This is a genomic window from Serratia sp. BNK-4 (genome assembly GCF_048685115.1).
Taxonomy (GTDB): domain Bacteria; phylum Pseudomonadota; class Gammaproteobacteria; order Enterobacterales; family Enterobacteriaceae; genus Serratia; species Serratia bockelmannii.
On sequence record NZ_JBLQTM010000001.1, the window covers coordinates 4,750,347 to 4,768,880 of the forward strand.

Annotated in this window: 12 protein-coding genes, 1 tRNA gene and 3 rRNA genes; 6 read left to right on the forward strand and 10 right to left on the reverse strand. The window is 55.9% G+C overall.

Features of this window, described 5'->3' with window-relative positions; genetic code table 11:
- Positions 1-101 precede the first annotated feature (101 nt).
- Entirely contained in the window at positions 102-746 is a 645-nt protein-coding gene (yihA, locus tag ACMGGW_RS22565) for a ribosome biogenesis GTP-binding protein YihA/YsxC (RefSeq protein WP_019452177.1), read from the forward strand.
- Positions 747-1,263: 517 nt separating this feature from the next.
- On the opposite strand, the gene polA is transcribed toward yihA, so the two are convergent.
- Positions 1,264-4,062, reverse strand: coding sequence for a DNA polymerase I (polA, locus tag ACMGGW_RS22570; protein WP_038630023.1), 2,799 nt, complete (start codon positions 4,060-4,062; stop codon positions 1,264-1,266).
- A 497-nt stretch (positions 4,063-4,559) separates the two neighbouring features.
- On the opposite strand from polA, the gene ACMGGW_RS22575 reads away from it, so the two are divergent.
- A complete protein-coding gene (locus tag ACMGGW_RS22575; protein ID WP_025304720.1) occupies positions 4,560-5,456 on the forward strand; it encodes an acyltransferase in 897 nt (298 codons plus the stop codon).
- 43 nt (positions 5,457-5,499) lie between these two features.
- Here ACMGGW_RS22575 and dsbA read toward each other — a convergent pair whose 3' ends face one another.
- The 3 genes from dsbA to ACMGGW_RS22590 all read right to left on the reverse strand — a co-directional run bounded on the left by dsbA (position 5,500) and on the right by ACMGGW_RS22590 (position 7,507).
- Complete coding sequence (gene dsbA / locus ACMGGW_RS22580) at positions 5,500-6,123, reverse strand: thiol:disulfide interchange protein DsbA (protein ID WP_025304721.1); 624 nt, start codon at positions 6,121-6,123, stop codon at positions 5,500-5,502.
- A 29-nt stretch (positions 6,124-6,152) separates the two neighbouring features.
- A complete protein-coding gene (locus tag ACMGGW_RS22585) occupies positions 6,153-7,139 on the reverse strand; it encodes a serine/threonine protein kinase (protein ID WP_049295011.1) in 987 nt (328 codons plus the stop codon).
- 98 nt (positions 7,140-7,237) lie between these two features.
- A complete protein-coding gene (locus ACMGGW_RS22590) occupies positions 7,238-7,507 on the reverse strand; it encodes a YihD family protein (RefSeq protein WP_004931268.1) in 270 nt (89 codons plus the stop codon).
- A 148-nt stretch (positions 7,508-7,655) separates the two neighbouring features.
- Here ACMGGW_RS22590 and mobA point away from each other — a divergent pair, with 148 nt between their 5' ends.
- A complete protein-coding gene (gene mobA / locus ACMGGW_RS22595; RefSeq protein WP_025304724.1) occupies positions 7,656-8,243 on the forward strand; it encodes a molybdenum cofactor guanylyltransferase MobA in 588 nt (195 codons plus the stop codon).
- Positions 8,243-8,761: a molybdopterin-guanine dinucleotide biosynthesis protein MobB gene (gene mobB, locus ACMGGW_RS22600; RefSeq protein ID WP_167324688.1), complete on the forward strand. Its 519-nt coding sequence runs from the start codon at positions 8,243-8,245 to the stop codon at positions 8,759-8,761. Before mobA ends, mobB begins: the two co-directional genes overlap by 1 nt.
- 72 nt (positions 8,762-8,833) lie before the next feature.
- On the opposite strand, the gene rrf is transcribed toward mobB, so the two are convergent.
- From rrf to ACMGGW_RS22620, 4 genes are all read right to left on the reverse strand, one after another.
- Positions 8,834-8,949: ribosomal RNA gene (gene rrf / locus ACMGGW_RS22605) — 5S ribosomal RNA — on the reverse strand.
- A 99-nt stretch (positions 8,950-9,048) separates the two neighbouring features.
- Positions 9,049-11,956, reverse strand: a 23S ribosomal RNA gene (locus tag ACMGGW_RS22610).
- A 234-nt stretch (positions 11,957-12,190) separates the two neighbouring features.
- Positions 12,191-12,266: transfer RNA gene (locus ACMGGW_RS22615), tRNA-Glu, on the reverse strand.
- A 139-nt stretch (positions 12,267-12,405) separates the two neighbouring features.
- Positions 12,406-13,947: ribosomal RNA gene (locus tag ACMGGW_RS22620) — 16S ribosomal RNA — on the reverse strand.
- The 16S, 23S and 5S rRNA genes sit together here with 1 tRNA gene alongside, the layout of an rRNA operon.
- Positions 13,948-14,430: 483 nt before the next feature.
- Between ACMGGW_RS22620 and ACMGGW_RS22625 the strand changes: the two genes are divergently transcribed.
- Both ACMGGW_RS22625 and mdtD read left to right on the forward strand, forming a co-directional pair.
- Positions 14,431-15,120: an FCD domain-containing protein gene (locus ACMGGW_RS22625; RefSeq protein ID WP_197832564.1), complete on the forward strand. Its 690-nt coding sequence runs from the start codon at positions 14,431-14,433 to the stop codon at positions 15,118-15,120.
- A 67-nt stretch (positions 15,121-15,187) separates the two neighbouring features.
- Positions 15,188-16,603, forward strand: a complete 1,416-nt coding sequence (gene mdtD / locus ACMGGW_RS22630) for a multidrug transporter subunit MdtD (protein WP_099816895.1) — start codon at positions 15,188-15,190, stop codon at positions 16,601-16,603.
- Here mdtD and rbsR read toward each other — a convergent pair.
- Both rbsR and rbsK read right to left on the reverse strand, forming a co-directional pair.
- A complete protein-coding gene (rbsR, locus tag ACMGGW_RS22635) occupies positions 16,600-17,601 on the reverse strand; it encodes a ribose operon transcriptional repressor RbsR (protein ID WP_025304727.1) in 1,002 nt (333 codons plus the stop codon). The genes mdtD and rbsR overlap by 4 nt on opposite strands.
- A gap of 4 nt (positions 17,602-17,605) precedes the next feature.
- Positions 17,606-18,532, reverse strand: coding sequence for a ribokinase (gene rbsK, locus ACMGGW_RS22640; RefSeq protein ID WP_089181458.1), 927 nt, complete (start codon positions 18,530-18,532; stop codon positions 17,606-17,608).
- Between the last annotated feature and the right edge of the window lie 2 nt (positions 18,533-18,534).

The following is an 18,534-nucleotide window of genomic DNA, read 5'->3' on the forward strand; positions in this document are numbered from 1 at the left end:
TATCGCGTCCCGCCGCTTAAAAACGGAGAAACACGCCATTTTTACCGCTGATGCAGTTATAATCGCCAACCAGTTAGCCATCCTCACGGAGACGAAAAATTTTGACCAGCAAGAACTACAACTATCATGTGACCCATTTCGTCACCAGCGCACCCGATATTCGCCATCTGCCGGGGGATGCAGGAATTGAAGTCGCCTTTGCCGGCCGTTCCAACGCCGGTAAATCCAGCGCGCTGAATACGCTGACCAACCAAAAAAGCCTGGCGCGCACCAGTAAAACGCCGGGGCGCACCCAGCTGATCAACCTGTTCGAAGTGGAAGACGGCATCCGCCTGGTCGACCTGCCGGGCTATGGCTACGCCGAAGTGCCGGAAGAGATGAAGCGCAAATGGCAGCGCGCGCTGGGCGAATATCTGCAGATGCGCAACAGCCTGAAAGGCCTGGTGGTGCTGATGGATATTCGCCATCCGCTGAAAGATCTCGACCAGCAGATGATCCAGTGGGCGGTCGACGTCGGCACGCCGGTGCTGGTGCTGCTGACCAAGGCCGACAAGCTGGCCTCCGGCGCACGCAAGGCGCAGCTCAACATGGTGCGTGAAGCGGTGCTGCCGTTTATGGGGGATATCCAGGTCGAAGCCTTCTCATCGCTGAAAAAGATCGGCGTCGACAAACTGCGCCAGAAGCTGGACACCTGGTTTAACGAGATCCCGCCGGAAGTGCTGCCGGAAGACGAAGCCGGCGAATAAGCCCAGGCCTAACGCCAGAGCCGATGCCTCACCGCATCGGCTTTTTTATCCCCGTCGAACGGCCGCAGACGAAATTTTTTGTTATCTAATTACAGTTTTGAAATAAAGCCATCATAAAAACTTATCGCCAGGGCTGGCTTATCTCGCCGGATTACGCGAGTCGAAAGGATGGAAGCAGGAACGAAAAGCGGTGCGGAGCGATAGGAAAAACGTATGGTTTGCTGCTGTTTTTACAATAAAAAACGCCCCAGTCAATACTGACTGGGGCGGCTAAATATTCAGCCAAATCCGATTACGTGAAGTAAAAGGTCTGAAAGATAGAACATCTTACCTCTGTACCCTACGCCTGTAACTCTACATCATTTTTTCGCAGGGAAAAAGAATTTTTTGTAGTTTACTTACACAATTTGCGGCGCAAGAACGGCGAAGTTGGGGAAACTATCGCCGAATCTTGTAGCTTAATTACGAAAAGTGCTTAGGTTATCGCCAGTTAGCGCATCCGGCGATAACCCGACGATCAGTGCGCCTCATCCCAGTTCATACCGACGCCCACGTCAACCTTCAGCGGCACCGCCAGGGTCATGCTGCCTTCCATCAATTGGCGGATACGTTGGCTGGCTTCTTCGAGCACCGACTCGTGCACCTCAAACACCAATTCATCGTGCACCTGCATGATTGCGCGCACCAACGGCTTCTCCTGCCCTTGCAGCCAGGCGTCGACCTCAATCATCGCACGCTTGATGATATCAGCTGCCGTGCCCTGCATCGGGGCGTTGATAGCGGCGCGCTCGGCCGCCTTGCGGCGCATGCCATTGCTGGAGCGGACGTCCGGCAGGTACAGACGGCGACCATCCAACGTGCTGACATAGCCCTGTTCTGAGGCCTGCTGGCGGGTACGCTCCATGTAGTCCAGCACGCCTGGGTAACGCTCGAAGTAGAGATCCATATAGCGCTGAGCTTCCCCACGCGGGATCCCCAGCTGACGCGCCAGGCCGAAGGCGCTCATGCCGTAAATCAGGCCGAAGTTAATCGCCTTGGCGCTGCGGCGCTGCTCGCCGGTCACTTTATCCAACGGCACGCCGAAAACTTCCGACGCCGTGGCGCGGTGAATGTCTTTCCCTTCGGCGAAGGCCTTCAGCAGCCCTTCATCCTGTGACAAATGCGCCATGATGCGCAGCTCGATTTGCGAGTAGTCGGCCGCGACGATGCGGTAGCCTTCCGGCGCGATAAAGGCCTGGCGAATGCGTCGCCCTTCATCGTTGCGCACCGGGATGTTCTGCAGGTTCGGATCGCTCGAGGAGAGACGGCCGGTAGCGGTCACCGCCTGATGGTACGAGGTATGCACCCGGCCGCTGACCGGATTGATCATCAGCGGCAGCTTGTCGGTATAGGTGGTCTTCAGCTTCGCCAGGCCGCGGTATTCCAGGATCACCTTCGGCAGCGGGTAGTCCAGCGCCAGCTCGGCCAGCACCTCTTCGTTAGTGGACGGCGCCCCGCCCGGGGTTTTCTTCAGCACCGGCAGCTTTTGTTTTTCGTACAAGATAGCCTGCAGCTGCTTGGTCGACGCCAGGTTGAACGGCTCTTCCGCCAGCTCATGGGCCTGCACCTCCAGTTCCGCCAAACGCTTGGCCAGCTCCTGAGAGTGGGCCGACAAAATGGCCGGATCGATCAGCACCCCGGTGCGTTCGATATGCGACAGCACCGGCAGCAGCGGCATTTCAATCTCATTGAATACCGTCAGCAGCTCCGCGCTCTGTTTCAGCTGCGGCCACATCGCCAGGTGCAGCTGCAGCGTGACATCCGCGTCTTCGGCGGCGTAAGGCGCCGCCTGCTCCAGCGCGATCTGGTTGAACGTCAGCTGGTTTTTACCCTTGCCGGCGATCTCTTCGAAGGTGATGGTTTTGTGGCCCAGATAACGATCGGCCAGGCTGTCCATATCATGACGGCCACCGACGCTGTCCAGCACATAGGACTCCAACATGGTGTCATAGGCGATACCGCGCATCTCGATGCCGTAGCGCGCCAGCAGGCTCATGTCGAACTTCAGGTTTTGCCCGACCTTGAGCGCCTTCTCGTCCTCCAGCAGCGGCTTGAGCGCTTCCAGCACGTAGGTGCGATCCAGCTGTGGCGGTGCATCCAGATAATCGTGTGCCACCGGCAAATAAGCCGCTTCACCCGGCGCGATCGCGAAGGACAGGCCGATCAGGTTGGCGGTCAGCGTATCCAGGCCATCGGTTTCGGTATCGAAGGCAAATACGTCGGCCTTTTTCAGCCGCGCCAGCCAGTCGGTAAAGGTCGTTTCGTCCAGGATGGTGACATAACCGTCCTGAGACAGCTTGGCCTCCGCCAGCGCTTTCGGCGTTTCCGCAGCGATGGCCGATTTGGCGGCGCCGGCAGCTTTCGCGCCCGCGCCTTTCTTGTTTTCCAGCCAGACGCCGGCCTCCACGTCCGCCAGCCAGCGTTTGAACTCGTACTGTTTGAACAGCTGTTGCAACGTGTCGACATCCGGCGCGGAGACCGTCAGGTCCGCACAGGTCAGATCCAACTCGACGTCGGTTTTGATCGTCGCCAGCTTATAGGAGAGATACGCGACCTCTTTGTTCTGTTCCAGCTTGGCCGCCATGGTTTTGGCGCCGCGGAAGCTCAGCGTGGCGATATTCTCCAGATTGCCGTACAGCGCATCCAGCCCGCCGATCCCCTGCAGCAACGCCTGGGCGGTTTTCTCGCCCACGCCCGGCACGCCGGGAATGTTGTCCGATGAATCGCCCATCAACGCCAGGAAGTCGATGATCAGCTCCGGCGGAATACCATATTTATCGCACACTTCCTGCGGGCCGAGGATCGTGTTGTTCATGGTATTGATCAGGGTGACGTTCGGCGTCACCAACTGCGCCATGTCTTTGTCGCCGGTGCTGATCAGCACCGCGTGGCCGGCCTTTTCGGCCTCCAGCGCCAGCGTACCGATGACGTCGTCCGCCTCAACGCCGGGCGTCACCAGCAGCGGCAGGCCCATCGCCTTGACCATGCTGTGCAGCGGCTCGATCTGCGCACGCAAATCGTCCGGCATCGGTGGCCGGTGTGACTTGTATTCAGCGAACAGATCGTCGCGGAAGGTCTTCCCTTTAGCATCAAACACCACGGCAACGTGGCTCGGTTGATACTGCAGCAGCAGGCTGCGCAGCATATTCAGCACGCCATACATCGCGCCGGTTGGCTCGCCCGCCGAGTTGGTCAGCGGCGGGAAGGCGTGATAAGCGCGGTAGAGGTAGGAGGAACCGTCAACCAGGATTAGTGGGTTTTCTGCAATCTGGGCCATAGCGTTTCTTTATCGTGATCGGACATAGGGGTAAGCATGCCATAGCTGGCCGCCGGAGACGAACCTTAGCGTGCATTGCGGACGAAAATGATGTGATGGTGCGCGAGGATCCGCAAGATCTTACCTGTGGATAACTTTGTGCATAGAAAAGAGACCGAATTATAACGCTGTGATTATCGTTATAACGGCGAATAAAATTCCTATTTAAATCACCGCGTTAAAAGAACGAATTCCGGCGACGCTTTATTACTGGCTTTTATTGAATTTGTGGATATAACTTTCGCCGGATTTTAATCGCACTATTAATCAAATTCGGCGCCTCAATTACCCTAGCACAAGCTGGGAAAGTTGCACGAAAACTCAGCAAATGGTTATCCGATGAGACGAAAAACAGTGATTTTTAGCGGCGCTTTACCCCGACGATCTCTGTTAAAATAGGCTTTTGTTCATGCGCTTTGGCATGCAACGATGTTCCCAACAACCGTCAGCCCATAACCATGCCAAGATTGTTAACGCCTGTTATCTTTATCATTTCCGTCATACTCACCATTCTGGTGACGGTGTTGTGTTCCATCCCCATCACGTTGGCCGGCATCGTGAAACTCCTGGTGCCCATTCCCGCCGTCTGGCGATATATCTCGGCTTTCGCCGATTTCATGATGTGGTGTTGGTGTCAGGGGCTGGCGCTGTTATTGCGTATTAACGGGCAATTGCGTTGGGATATTGAAGGGCTGGAAGGGCTGGATCGTAAAAACTGGTATCTGCTGATCAGCAATCACGAAAGTTGGTCAGACATTGTCGTGTTGTGCGTGCTGTTCAGAAATCATATTCCAATGAATAAGTATTTCCTCAAGCAACAGCTCGCCTGGGTACCTTTCGTCGGCCTGGCCTGCTGGGCGCTGGATATGCCATTCATGAAACGTTACTCCCGTGCCTATTTGCTCAAGCACCCGGAGAAACGCGGCAAGGATATCGAAACGACGCGCCGTTCCTGCGAAAAATTCCGCCAGCGCCCAACCACCATCGTCAATTTCGTCGAAGGTTCGCGCTTCACCGAAGCCAAGAAAATTAAAAGCAATTCACCCTACCGCAATTTGCTGGCGCCCAAAGCCGCCGGCATCGCGTTTACCCTTAGCGCGCTGGGCAATCAGTTCGACAAAGTGCTGAACGTTACCCTGCTCTATCCGGAAAATAACCAACGGCCTTTTCTGGACATGCTGTGCGGTCGTCTGACGCGTATCGTAGTAAGAATTGAGACGTTGCCGATCGATGAAACCCTGCACGGGGACTACTTCAACGACAAGCTGTTCAAGCGGCGCTTCCAGCTATGGCTGAATACGCTGTGGCAGGAAAAAGACCGGTTGCTGGATAAATTGAAGCGGCAATATGGATAAAAAAAACGCCGGCAATGCCGGCGTTTTTCATGTTGAATCAGGCTTATTTCTGCTGGCTGAGAAATTTAACCACGTCGGCGAACTGCTTCACGTAAGCGTCCATCGAGCTGGTATCCAGGCCATCGTTTTTAACCATGTATTTGCCGTTCACAAATACCGCCGGCACGCCGCGCAGCTGCAGATCTTCCGCGGCTTTCTCCTGTTGAACCACCAGAGATTTCACCACGAAGCTGTTCCAAGCCGCGTCATAATCTGCGGCGGTCACGCCCGCTTTCACGAAAACGTTACGGATATCGTCCGGCGTTTGCACGGTCTGGGTTTTCTGCACTGCTTCAAACATCAGCGGGCTCACCTTGTCTTCCACGCCCAGCGCCATCGCCACCGCCCACGCCTGAGTCAGCTGTTTGCCCAGTGGCCCCAGGAACTCCACGTGGTACTTGGTCATTTTGGTGCCGGCAGGCAGCGCCTTTTTCACGTTTTCGGACACGTGATAGACCTGCTCAAATTGGTAGCAGTGCGGGCAGTAGAAGGAGAAGAACTCCAGTACCTGCGGCTCGCCGGTCACCGGCTTGTCCAAGGTCACATACTGAGTGCCATCGCTAAACTGTGCCGCCGAGGCACTGAATGCCATCACCATGCCAACGAGCGCCAACCATATTTTTTTCATAAGACTAAACTCTCCATTGTGTTAAAGCTTCAATACATTGGCGTCAGCTGCAGAGGAGGCTCCTGCAACAGCTTAACCTGTTCGGTGAAGGCCGCAGTCTGAGACAACCAGAAATCAGACTCCGCCATCCACGGAAAACTCTTAGGGAAGGCCGGATCCTGCCAACGGCGAGCGACCCAGGCCAGGTAATACACCATACGCATCGCCCGCAGGGGTTCAATCAACGCCAGCTCGCGCTGATCGAACTCGGCAAATTCGCCGTACGCCTCCAGCAAGACATCCAGCTGCATCAGTTGATCGCGACGTTCACCGTGCAGCAGCATCCACAAATCCTGCACCGCCGGGCCGTTGCGCGCGTCATCAAGATCGACAAACAGCGGGCCGTCGCGCCACAGAATATTGCCCGGATGGCAATCGCCGTGCAAACGACGCGGCTGCCAGTTCAGATGCCAATGCGGCTTGATCGCCGCGATCAGCTTATCCGTCGCCTGCAGGAACGCTTCACGCTGCGCTGCCGGCAACAGCTCGCAATCGGCCAGCGCCTGACGCGGGGCAATAAGATACTCTTCAATCCCCATGGTCGGCCGCTCAGCAAACAAACGCTCACCGCCGACCTGATGGATACGCCCCAGAAAACGGCCTACCCATTCCAACTGATCCAGATTGTCTATCTCATATTGCCGGCCCCCCACGCTGGGGAATAGCGTAAAGAAAAAACCGCCGTGCATATGCAGCGTAGTGCCTTGCAGCGCCAGCGGCGCCACCGCCGGGATCTCCGCGCCGGCCAGATCCAGAGCGAACTGATGTTCCTCACCGATTTGTGCGGCACTCCAGCGCTCCGGACGGTAAAACTTCACCACGTAGCGTCGGCGATCTTCGTCCATAAACTGATAGACGCGGTTCTCATAGCTGTTCAGCGCCGTCAGGCCGGAATCAACGCGCAGGCCAATCCCTTCTAGCGCGTCCATAATCAAATCGGGCGACAGGGTGTCGAAATTAAAAGCAGAGTTATTCATAACGTTCGTTTGATCGCTGACAGCATGGTGCCGGGAATGAGAAATAGTAGCATTAATGACGCATTTCACGCGCTATGCTTTCTCGCACCGCACGAGGATCAGTCCTTGATAACGCCGCGAGCGCGCAACAGCGCCGTTTTAAAATCTTCTTCGTAATCTTTCTTCAGACCCGGGATCTGATCCGTGCCGGCGCTACCGCGCATTTTCAGGTGGTAAATAAGAATATCATCGCTCAATTCGGACAACTCGCCCTGGAAGCCCGCTTCCTTCGCCAGCTTTTGCAAAAACTGCATCAAATTGAGATCGGGATCTTCCTGCCAGGCCGGGTGCAACAGCTCGATCAACTCGTTTACGCGATGCGTTTTCATCTCAATATCGTCCAATAGCATGAATAAACTCACAAAGTAACAGGCTTACCCACGCAGTGAAAGAACCGGCTTGTCAATAAAGGTAAATCCTGATGTCGCGCGGGCTTTAGCGCTACAATCAGCGCATCGACAAGGCGGGATAAACGAGATGCATAAAGAAATCAGCGGCGTCATTTTGGCCGGCGGACGGGCCACGCGCATGGGCGGTGAAGACAAAGGCCTAGTGTCGATTGGCGGGATCGCACTCTATCAACACGTATTGGCTCGGTTACGCCCGCAGGTGGCCTCCGTCGCCATCAGCGCCAATCGCAATCAGGCACGTTACCAGGCGAGCGGTTTGCCGGTGATTGGCGATCTGACGCCCGACTTCGCCGGGCCGTTGGCCGGGATGCTCGCCGGGCTCACACAGGCTCACAGCGAATGGGTGGTCTTTGTCCCCTGTGATGTCCCCGACTTTCCCGCCGACTTAGTCGCACAACTCTGGCGGCAAAAAGGCGCGGCGCAGGCGGCCTTTGCCAGCGATGGTGAACGAGATCACCCTACGCTGGCGTTATTGCATAGCCAAATAGCACCGCAGCTGGCTGACTATCTGGCCCGAGGTGAACGCAAGCTGATGCTGTTCCTGCATCAAATTGGGGCACAACGCGTGGCGTTCTGCGGACAACAAGCGGCATTTCATAACCTGAATACGCCGGAAGACTGTCGGAATTGGCAGCAAGCACGAGAGCTAAAGTAATGAATCGTTCATTGCCCCCTTTGCTGGCCATCGCTGCCTATAGCGGAACGGGAAAAACCACCTTGCTCAAACAGCTGATCCCGCTGCTGAAACAGCGCCAGGTGCGGGTTGGGCTGATAAAGCATACGCACCACGATATGGATGTGGATACACCGGGTAAAGACAGCTATGAGCTGCGCAAAGCGGGTGCCGACCAAACGTTGGTCGCCAGCGGTCGCCGCTGGGCATTGATGACCGAAACGCCGGAGCAACAACCTTTGGATCTACGCTACCTGGCAGAGCGTTTTGATGCCGATAAGGTCGACTTGATTCTGGTGGAAGGGTTCAAACATGAGCCGGTCAGCAAGATCCTGCTTTATCGGGCCGAGATCGGTAGGCCGCTAGAAGACATGCTGGATCAGTTTGTCGTGGCGGTAGCCAGCGACCGACCGCTATCCATCACGGCTAAGCCGTTGGATCTCAATCAGCCGGAAAGCATCGCCGATTTTATTGTCGAGTGGTTGAAAGGCGCAGCGTAGCTGCGCTTTTTTACGTTTTACGCATAGCAAAAAGCCCTGAACTGACGTTCAGGGCTTTCGGCTTTATTTGATGCCTGGCAGTGTCCTACTCTCGCATGGGGAGACCCCACACTACCATCGGCGCTACGGCGTTTCACTTCTGAGTTCGGCATGGGGTCAGGTGGGACCACCGCGCTATTGCCGCCAGGCAAATTCTGTTTCATTCCAACCGCCTCACTTCCATGAAGCCATCAGAACCAATCTCGGAACTTCGCTGAAAATCTCTCTAAAAACACCTTCGGTGTTGTAAGGTTAAGCCTCACGGATCATTAGTACTGGTTAGCTCAATGCATCGCTGCACTTACACACCCAGCCTATCAACGTCTTAGTCTTAAACGTTCCTTCAGGGGCCTTAAAGGCCCAGGGAAGACTCATCTTGAGGCAAGTTTCGCGCTTAGATGCTTTCAGCGCTTATCTTTTCCGCACTTAGCTACCGGGCAATGCCATTGGCATGACAACCCGAACACCAGTGGTGCGTTCACTCCGGTCCTCTCGTACTAGGAGCAACCCCTCTCAATCTTCCAACGCCCACGGCAGATAGGGACCGAACTGTCTCACGACGTTCTAAACCCAGCTCGCGTACCACTTTAAATGGCGAACAGCCATACCCTTGGGACCTACTTCAGCCCCAGGATGTGATGAGCCGACATCGAGGTGCCAAACACCGCCGTCGATATGAACTCTTGGGCGGTATCAGCCTGTTATCCCCGGAGTACCTTTTATCCGTTGAGCGATGGCCCTTCCATTCAGAACCACCGGATCACTAAGACCTACTTTCGTACCTGCTCGAGCCGTCACTCTCGCAGTCAAGCTAGCTTATGCCTTTGCACTAACCTCACGATGTCCGACCGTGATTAGCTAACCTTCGTGCTCCTCCGTTACTCTTTGGGAGGAGACCGCCCCAGTCAAACTACCCACCAGACACTGTCCTCACCCCGGATTACGGGGCCGAGTTAGAACATCAAACATTAAAGGGTGGTATTTCAAGGATGGCTCCACGCAGACTGGCGTCCACGCTTCAAAGCCTCCCACCTATCCTACACATCAAGGCTCAATGTTCAGTGTCAAGCTATAGTAAAGGTTCACGGGGTCTTTCCGTCTTGCCGCGGGTACACTGCATCTTCACAGCGAGTTCAATTTCACTGAGTCTCGGGTGGAGACAGCCTGGCCATCATTACGCCATTCGTGCAGGTCGGAACTTACCCGACAAGGAATTTCGCTACCTTAGGACCGTTATAGTTACGGCCGCCGTTTACTGGGGCTTCGATCAAGAGCTTCGCCTTGCGGCTGACCCCATCAATTAACCTTCCAGCACCGGGCAGGCGTCACACCGTATACGTCCACTTTCGTGTTTGCACAGTGCTGTGTTTTTATTAAACAGTTGCAGCCAGCTGGTATCTTCGACTGGCTTCAGCTCCATCCGCGAGGGACTTCACCTACATGCCAGCGTGCCTTCTCCCGAAGTTACGGCACCATTTTGCCTAGTTCCTTCACCCGAGTTCTCTCAAGCGCCTTGGTATTCTCTACCTGACCACCTGTGTCGGTTTGGGGTACGATTTAATGTTACCTGGAGCTTAGAGGATTTTCCTGGAAGCAGGGCATCAACTACTTCTGCACCGTAGTGCATCGTCATCACGCCTCAGGGTTAGTATGCAACCGGATTTACCAGGTCACACCCCCTACACGCTTAAACCGGGACAACCGTCGCCCGGCTAGCCTAGCCTTCTCCGTCCCCCCTTCGCAGTAACACCAAGTACAGGAATATTAACCTGTTTCCCATCGACTACGCTTTTCAGCCTCGCCTTAGGGGTCGACTCACCCTGCCCCGATTAACGTTGGACAGGAACCCTTGGTCTTCCGGCGAGCGGGCTTTTCACCCGCTTTATCGTTACTTATGTCAGCATTCGCACTTCTGATACCTCCAGCAACCCTCACAGGCCACCTTCAACGGCTTACAGAACGCTCCCCTACCCAACAACGCCTAAGCGTCGCTGCCGCAGCTTCGGTGCATGGTTTAGCCCCGTTACATCTTCCGCGCAGGCCGACTCGACCAGTGAGCTATTACGCTTTCTTTAAATGATGGCTGCTTCTAAGCCAACATCCTGGCTGTCTATGCCTTCCCACATCGTTTCCCACTTAACCATGACTTTGGGACCTTAGCTGGCGGTCTGGGTTGTTTCCCTCTTCACGACGGACGTTAGCACCCGCCGTGTGTCTCCCGTGATAACATTCTTCGGTATTCGGAGTTTGCATCGGTTTGGTAAGCCGGGATGGCCCCCTAGCCGAAACAGTGCTCTACCCCCGAAGATGAGTTCACGAGGCGCTACCTAAATAGCTTTCGGGGAGAACCAGCTATCTCCCGGTTTGATTGGCCTTTCACCCCCAGCCACAAGTCATCCGCTAATTTTTCAACATTAGTCGGTTCGGTCCTCCAGTTAGTGTTACCCAACCTTCAACCTGCCCATGGCTAGATCACCGGGTTTCGGGTCTATACCTTGCAACTAATCGCCCAGTTAAGACTCGGTTTCCCTACGGCTCCCCTATACGGTTAACCTTGCTACAAAATATAAGTCGCTGACCCATTATACAAAAGGTACGCAGTCACACCACGAAGGTGCTCCCACTGCTTGTACGTACACGGTTTCAGGTTCTATTTCACTCCCCTCGCCGGGGTTCTTTTCGCCTTTCCCTCACGGTACTGGTTCACTATCGGTCAGTCAGGAGTATTTAGCCTTGGAGGATGGTCCCCCCATATTCAGACAGGATGTCACGTGTCCCGCCCTACTCATCGAACTCACGACCTGTGCATTTTAGTGTACGGGGCTATCACCCTTTGCTGCGCGACTTTCCAGACGCTTCCACTAACACACAAGCCGATTCAGGTTCTGGGCTCCTCCCCGTTCGCTCGCCGCTACTGGGGGAATCTCGGTTGATTTCTTTTCCTCGGGGTACTTAGATGTTTCAGTTCCCCCGGTTCGCCTCATGCCACTATGTATTCATGACATGATAGTGTGTCGAAACACACTGGGTTTCCCCATTCGGGTATCGCCGGTTATAACGGTTCATATCACCTTACCGACGCTTTTCGCAGATTAGCACGCCCTTCATCGCCTCTGACTGCCTAGGCATCCACCGTGTACGCTTAGTCACTTAACCTCACAACCCGAAGATGTTTCCATCGTTCGTGCTGCAAACATTTGAGAGACTCTATGACAGGTTACTCTTTATCCCAATACGTCTACGGAGGGATAAATTTCAGCCGTCATGTTTCAATTTTCAGCTTGTTCCAGATTGTTAAAGAGCAATATCTTAAACATGACTCGCAAGTCATCTTTAAGATTTTTTCGGTTATCGCTAACCGGTGATAATGTCTTTCACTCATTATCGGAATGGCGTCCCCAAGGGGATTCGAACCCCTGTTACAGCCGTGAAAGGGCAGTGTCCTAGGCCTCTAGACGATGGGGACACGAAAATCCGATTAAACTGAATAACTTAATCGGTTCGTATCAGCATGAATGACTCATGGCATCAACAGGTAGCGCTTTGCTCGTTACTTTTCATCAGACAATCTGTGTGAGCACGCCACTCGAATCAATATCTTTAGGTAAGGAGGTGATCCAACCGCAGGTTCCCCTACGGTTACCTTGTTACGACTTCACCCCAGTCATGAATCACAAAGTGGTAAGCGCCCTCCCGAAGGTTAAGCTACCTACTTCTTTTGCAACCCACTCCCATGGTGTGACGGGCGGTGTGTACAAGGCCCGGGAACGTATTCACCGTAGCATTCTGATCTACGATTACTAGCGATTCCGACTTCATGGAGTCGAGTTGCAGACTCCAATCCGGACTACGACATACTTTATGAGGTCCGCTTGCTCTCGCGAGGTCGCTTCTCTTTGTATATGCCATTGTAGCACGTGTGTAGCCCTACTCGTAAGGGCCATGATGACTTGACGTCATCCCCACCTTCCTCCAGTTTATCACTGGCAGTCTCCTTTGAGTTCCCGGCCGAACCGCTGGCAACAAAGGATAAGGGTTGCGCTCGTTGCGGGACTTAACCCAACATTTCACAACACGAGCTGACGACAGCCATGCAGCACCTGTCTCAGAGTTCCCGAAGGCACCAATCCATCTCTGGAAAGTTCTCTGGATGTCAAGAGTAGGTAAGGTTCTTCGCGTTGCATCGAATTAAACCACATGCTCCACCGCTTGTGCGGGCCCCCGTCAATTCATTTGAGTTTTAACCTTGCGGCCGTACTCCCCAGGCGGTCGATTTAACGCGTTAGCTCCGGAAGCCACGCCTCAAGGGCACAACCTCCAAATCGACATCGTTTACAGCGTGGACTACCAGGGTATCTAATCCTGTTTGCTCCCCACGCTTTCGCACCTGAGCGTCAGTCTTCGTCCAGGGGGCCGCCTTCGCCACCGGTATTCCTCCAGATCTCTACGCATTTCACCGCTACACCTGGAATTCTACCCCCCTCTACGAGACTCTAGCTTGCCAGTTTCAAATGCAGTTCCCAGGTTGAGCCCGGGGATTTCACATCTGACTTAACAAACCGCCTGCGTGCGCTTTACGCCCAGTAATTCCGATTAACGCTTGCACCCTCCGTATTACCGCGGCTGCTGGCACGGAGTTAGCCGGTGCTTCTTCTGCGAGTAACGTCAATTGATGAACGTATTAAGTTCACCACCTTCCTCCTCGCTGAAAGTGCTTTACAACCCGAAGGCCTTCTTCACACACGCGGCATGGCTGCATCAGGCTTGCGCCCATTGTGCAATATTCCCCACTGCTGCCTCCCGTAGGAGTCTGGACCGTGTCTCAGTTCCAGTGTGGCTGGTCATCCTCTCAGACCAGCTAGGGATCGTCGCCTAGGTGAGCCATTACCCCACCTACTAGCTAATCCCATCTGGGCACATCTGATGGCAAGAGGCCCGAAGGTCCCCCTCTTTGGTCTTGCGACGTTATGCGGTATTAGCTACCGTTTCCAGTAGTTATCCCCCTCCATCAGGCAGTTTCCCAGACATTACTCACCCGTCCGCCGCTCGTCACCCAGGGAGCAAGCTCCCTTGTGCTACCGCTCGACTTGCATGTGTTAAGCCTGCCGCCAGCGTTCAATCTGAGCCATGATCAAACTCTTCAATTAAAAGCTTGATTTGCTTCCACTCGAGAAGCGATGCTCAAAGATTTACTGCATGAATTTTACTTCAGTTAGTCACTCTTCAAGACTTGATATTTTTTTGCATCCGAAGATGCTGGATATCGTCTTGTGGAGTGCCCACACAGATTGTCTGATAAATTGTTAAAGAGCAGTGAGTTAGTCGCTTTCGCTTGCTAACTCGAGGTGGCGTATATTACGCTTTTCACCCGGAGAGTCAAGCGTTTATTTCGCTTTTCTCTCGCTGACCCGGCGGCTTGTCAGTCGTTGTTCCCGGTCAGTGGAGGCGCATTATAGGGAGTTCTCGGCAGGCCGCAACCCCTAAATGCAAAAAACTTTTCAAGCGCGGATTTTTTCGGCAAAAGGGCGAAAAAGCGACGAATTTATGTCACTTTTTCAGGCAAACAGCCATAAAAGCTGGCGATCGCTGGAGTAAAATAGAAGTAACGATGTCAGTAAGGATCCGCAGCCATGCCGCTAAATGCACAACAACAGGCCGCCCAACGCAATCTTTCTTATCTGCTTGCAGAGAAACTCGGCCAACAAATTCTGGCGGGCGATTATCAGGCCGGTAGCATCCTGCCCGGTGAAATGGAACTGGGCGAGCAATTCGGCGTCAGCCGCACCGCAGTACGCGAAGCGGTAAAGATGTTAGCCGCCAAAGGCATGTTGCTACCGCGCCCGCGCATCGGCACCCGCGTGATGCCGCAGAGCCAATGGAATTTCCTCGATCAGGATTTACTGACCTGGTGGATGACGCGGGAAAACTTCGATCAGGTGATGCAACACTTCCTTATCTTGCGCACCTCGCTGGAGCCACAGGCCTGTGCGTTGGCAGCAAACCACGCCAGCCCACAGCAAACCAAGCTGCTGGCGGAGCTGATGGCGGAAATGCGCGCGCTGCATACCCAGTTTGACCGCGAGCGCTGGATCCAGGTCGATACCCAATTCCACCAGCTCATCTATGAGGCCAGCGGCAACCCGTTCCTGACCTCGTTCGCCAACCTGTTCAGTTCGGTGTACCAAAGCTACTTCCGCGCCATCACCGGTAATGAAGTGATCAAGCTGCGCCATCATCAGACTATCGTCGATGCGATACTCGCCGGGGACAGCGCCGGCGCGCTCGTCGCCTGCCAGGTACTGCTGAAAGAGAAAGACTAGACACGCTCCCCGCTTATATATAGAAGAAAGAGACGAGGGACAGACGACCATTTAACCAGGACCGACCATGACCCAATCCGCGCGCAGTATGGCAGGACTACCGTGGATCGCCGCAATGGCGTTCTTTATGCAGGCGCTGGACGCCACTATCCTCAACACCGCGCTGCCGGCGATCGCCCAAAGCCTGGGGCGATCGCCGCTGGCGATGCAATCGGCCGTCATCAGCTATACGCTGACGGTGGCGATGCTGATCCCGGTCAGCGGCTGGCTGGCGGACCGCTTCGGCACCCGGCGCGTGTTCATCTTCGCCGTCACGCTATTCACCCTCGGCTCGCTGCTGTGCGCCCTCTCCCCCACGTTGAGCGCGCTGGTCGCCTCTCGCGTGCTGCAGGGCATCGGCGGCGCGATGATGATGCCGGTCGCGCGGTTGGCGCTGCTGCGCGCCTACCCGCGCAGCGAACTGCTGCCGGTGCTGAACTTCGTCACCATGCCCGGCCTGGTCGGGCCGATTCTGGGGCCGCTGCTGGGCGGGTGGCTGGTCACCTACGCCACCTGGCACTGGATTTTCCTGATCAATATCCCTATCGGCCTGCTCGGCATCTTCTATGCGCGCAAATACATGCCGGACTTCACTACGCCCAAACGCCGCTTCGATTTTCTTGGCTTCATGCTGTTCGGCCTGAGCCTGGTGCTGATCTCCACCGGGCTGGAGCTGTTTGGCGAGCGGGTACTGGCAAGCTACGTTTCGCTGGGTATTCTGCTCAGCGGCTTTGTGATGCTGTTCGGCTACATCGCGCACGCCCGCCGTCACCCTCAGCCGCTGATCGGTCTCGACCTGTTCAAAACCCGTACCTTCTCGGTCGGTATCGCTGGCAACGTCGCCTCCAGGCTGGGCACCGGCTGCGTGCCATTTTTAATGCCGCTCATGCTGCAGGTGGGATTCGGCTATACGGCGATCGTCGCCGGTTGCATGATGGCGCCAACCGCCATCGGCTCGCTGATGGCGAAATCCACCGTCACTCAGGTGCTGCGCTGGTTCGGCTACCGTAAAACGCTGGTCGGCATTACCGTTATCATCGGAGTGCTGATCGCCCAGTTCGCCCTGCAAAGCCCGGGCATGCCGCTGTGGCTAATGATCCTGCCGCTGTTCGTGCTGGGCATGGCGATGTCCACCCAGTTTACCGCCATGAACACCATCAGCCTGGCGGATTTGAACGACGCCAACGCCAGCGCCGGCAACAGCGTCCTGGCGGTCACCCAGCAGCTGTCCATCAGCTTCGGCGTGGCGATCAGCGCAGCGGTGCTGCGTTTTTACGAATCCCTGTCGTTAGGCACCATGATCGACCACTTCCATTACACCTTTATCACCATGGGGATCGTCACCGTGGCGTCGGCGCTGGTGTTTATGTTGCTGAGAAGGAAAGATGGCCGCAATTTGATCAGCGGCCAGGAAAGCAAGAAAGAAGCGAAGGTGGCGAGCTAACGGCGGCCCACCGAGGCGCGTTCCACCAGCTCGGGCGTCAGCACCAGCACCTGGGGCGCGCGCTCCGGGTTTTGCAGGCGGTTGATCAGCGCATCGATCGCCAGTTCGCCCAGCGAATCCTTCGGCTGATGAATGGTGCTCAGCGGCGGCGCCAGATAACGGGCCAACTCAATGTCATCGTAGCCCATCACCGCCATATCCTGCGGCACGGAAAGCCCGGCCTGATACAGCGCCTGATAAACGCCTACCGCCACCGCGTCGTTGCCAGCGAACACCGCATGCGGCGGCTCGTCCAGCGCCAGCAGTTGGCGCATGGCGTTTACCCCGCCCTCAAACTCAAAATCGCAATGCACTTCATACCCTGGCGAAACCGGCAATCCGGCGCGACGCATTGCGTTGCGATAGCCTTCCAGTCGGTGACGAGCGGTGGTTTTATCCTCCGGGCCAGCAATGCAGGCAATCTTGCGGTAGCCGCGGGCGATCAAATGATCGGTCGCCATCTCGCCGCCCAGCAGCGAGTTATCCTGAATAATGTCGTTGGCGCCCTCGAACGGCGCCCAGTCCATCATCACGATCGGCAATGACGGGTAGCGGCTCAGGGCATCTTGCGATGGCCGGTGGTTTTCGGTGCACATCAACAACAAACCGTCGACGCGCTTTTGCAGCAGCGTCTCCATGCTGCGGTTCATGCGCGCGGCGTCTTCTTCGGTATTGCACAGGATTAAACTGTAGCCACGTTCATAGCAGCTGCGCTCCACGCCGCGCACCACTTCGGCATAAAACGGGTTGTTGCTGGCGGTCACCAGCATGCCGATAGTGCGCGTCTGATTGAGCTTCAGGCTGCGCGCCAGCGCAGAAGGCGCATAGTTCAGCTGTTCCACGGCCGCCATGACCTTGTCGCGCACGCTGTCGCTGACAAAACGATTATTGTTGACCACATGCGACACGGTAGAGGTTGAAACGCCCGCCAGGCGGGCGACATCTTTCATGGTGGCCAAAGGATCACCCCTGCTGCTGCAAGAAGGCGTCGATCTCTTCACGCCAGGGCACCGAAGGTTGCGCGCCGGGGCGGGTCACGGCGATCGCCGCCGCCGCATGGGCGAAACGCACCGCATCAGCCATGATCTTGCCTTCCAACAGGGCGGTCACCAGCGCACCGTTAAAGGTATCGCCGGCGGCGATGGTATCCACCGCTTGCACCTTAAAACCGGGCACCCGTTTGCCGTTGCCGTTTTCGCTCAGCCACACGCCGCGGCTACCGAGGGTGATGATCACCGTCGCGATGCCCTTGTCGTGCAGCGCCTGCGCCGCACGCGCCGCATCCGCTTCGTTGTCCACGGCGATGCCGGTCAGGCGCTGGGCTTCGGTTTCATTCGGGGTGATCATATCGATCATGCCCAGCAGCTCGTCCGGCAGCTCACGCGCCGGGGCCGGGTTGAGGATCACCTGCGTTTGATGTTGTTTCGCCAGGCGGGCGGCGGCGATCACCGTCTCCAGCGGCGACTCGAGCTGCATCAGCAGGGCATCGGCGTCGATCACTTTTTGTTGGTAGCGCGCCAGATAATCCGGCGTCACCGCGGCGTTGGCGCCGGCATCGATGCCGATCACGTTCTCGCCTTCGGCGTTGACGAAGATCAGCGCCACGCCGGTGGTGCTGTCGGCGATGGCTTCAATCGGTTGGGTATCAATGCGATCGCTCGCCAGCTGCCGGCGGATACGCTCGCCGATATCATCGGCGCCTACGCAGGCGATAAAGGCGATCTCCGCCCCGCTGCGCCCGGCCGCCACCGCCTGATTCGCACCCTTGCCGCCAAACGCCACCTTATACTGTTTCCCGATCACCGTCTCGCCCGGGTGGGGGAACTGTTCAATATTGAGGATATGGTCGGCATTGATGCTGCCAAGAACCACCAGCTTACCTGTTTCCATCG

Bases quoted from the DNA above. Each gene is read 5' to 3' on its own strand.
- ACMGGW_RS22575 (WP_025304720.1), top strand. From the start codon at position 4,560: ATGCCAAGATTGTTAACGCCTGTTATCTTTATCATTTCCGTCATACTC.
- polA (WP_038630023.1), bottom strand. From the start codon at position 4,062: ATGGCCCAGATTGCAGAAAACCCACTAATCCTGGTTGACGGTTCCTCC.
- ACMGGW_RS22625 (WP_197832564.1), top strand. From the start codon at position 14,431: ATGCCGCTAAATGCACAACAACAGGCCGCCCAACGCAATCTTTCTTAT.
- dsbA (WP_025304721.1), bottom strand. From the start codon at position 6,123: ATGAAAAAAATATGGTTGGCGCTCGTTGGCATGGTGATGGCATTCAGT.
- ACMGGW_RS22590 (WP_004931268.1), bottom strand. From the start codon at position 7,507: ATGAAAACGCATCGCGTAAACGAGTTGATCGAGCTGTTGCACCCGGCC.
- ACMGGW_RS22585 (WP_049295011.1), bottom strand. From the start codon at position 7,139: ATGAATAACTCTGCTTTTAATTTCGACACCCTGTCGCCCGATTTGATT.
- rbsK (WP_089181458.1), bottom strand. From the start codon at position 18,532: ATGGAAACAGGTAAGCTGGTGGTTCTTGGCAGCATCAATGCCGACCAT.
- mdtD (WP_099816895.1), top strand. From the start codon at position 15,188: ATGACCCAATCCGCGCGCAGTATGGCAGGACTACCGTGGATCGCCGCA.
- mobB (WP_167324688.1), top strand. From the start codon at position 8,243: ATGAATCGTTCATTGCCCCCTTTGCTGGCCATCGCTGCCTATAGCGGA.
- mobA (WP_025304724.1), top strand. From the start codon at position 7,656: ATGCATAAAGAAATCAGCGGCGTCATTTTGGCCGGCGGACGGGCCACG.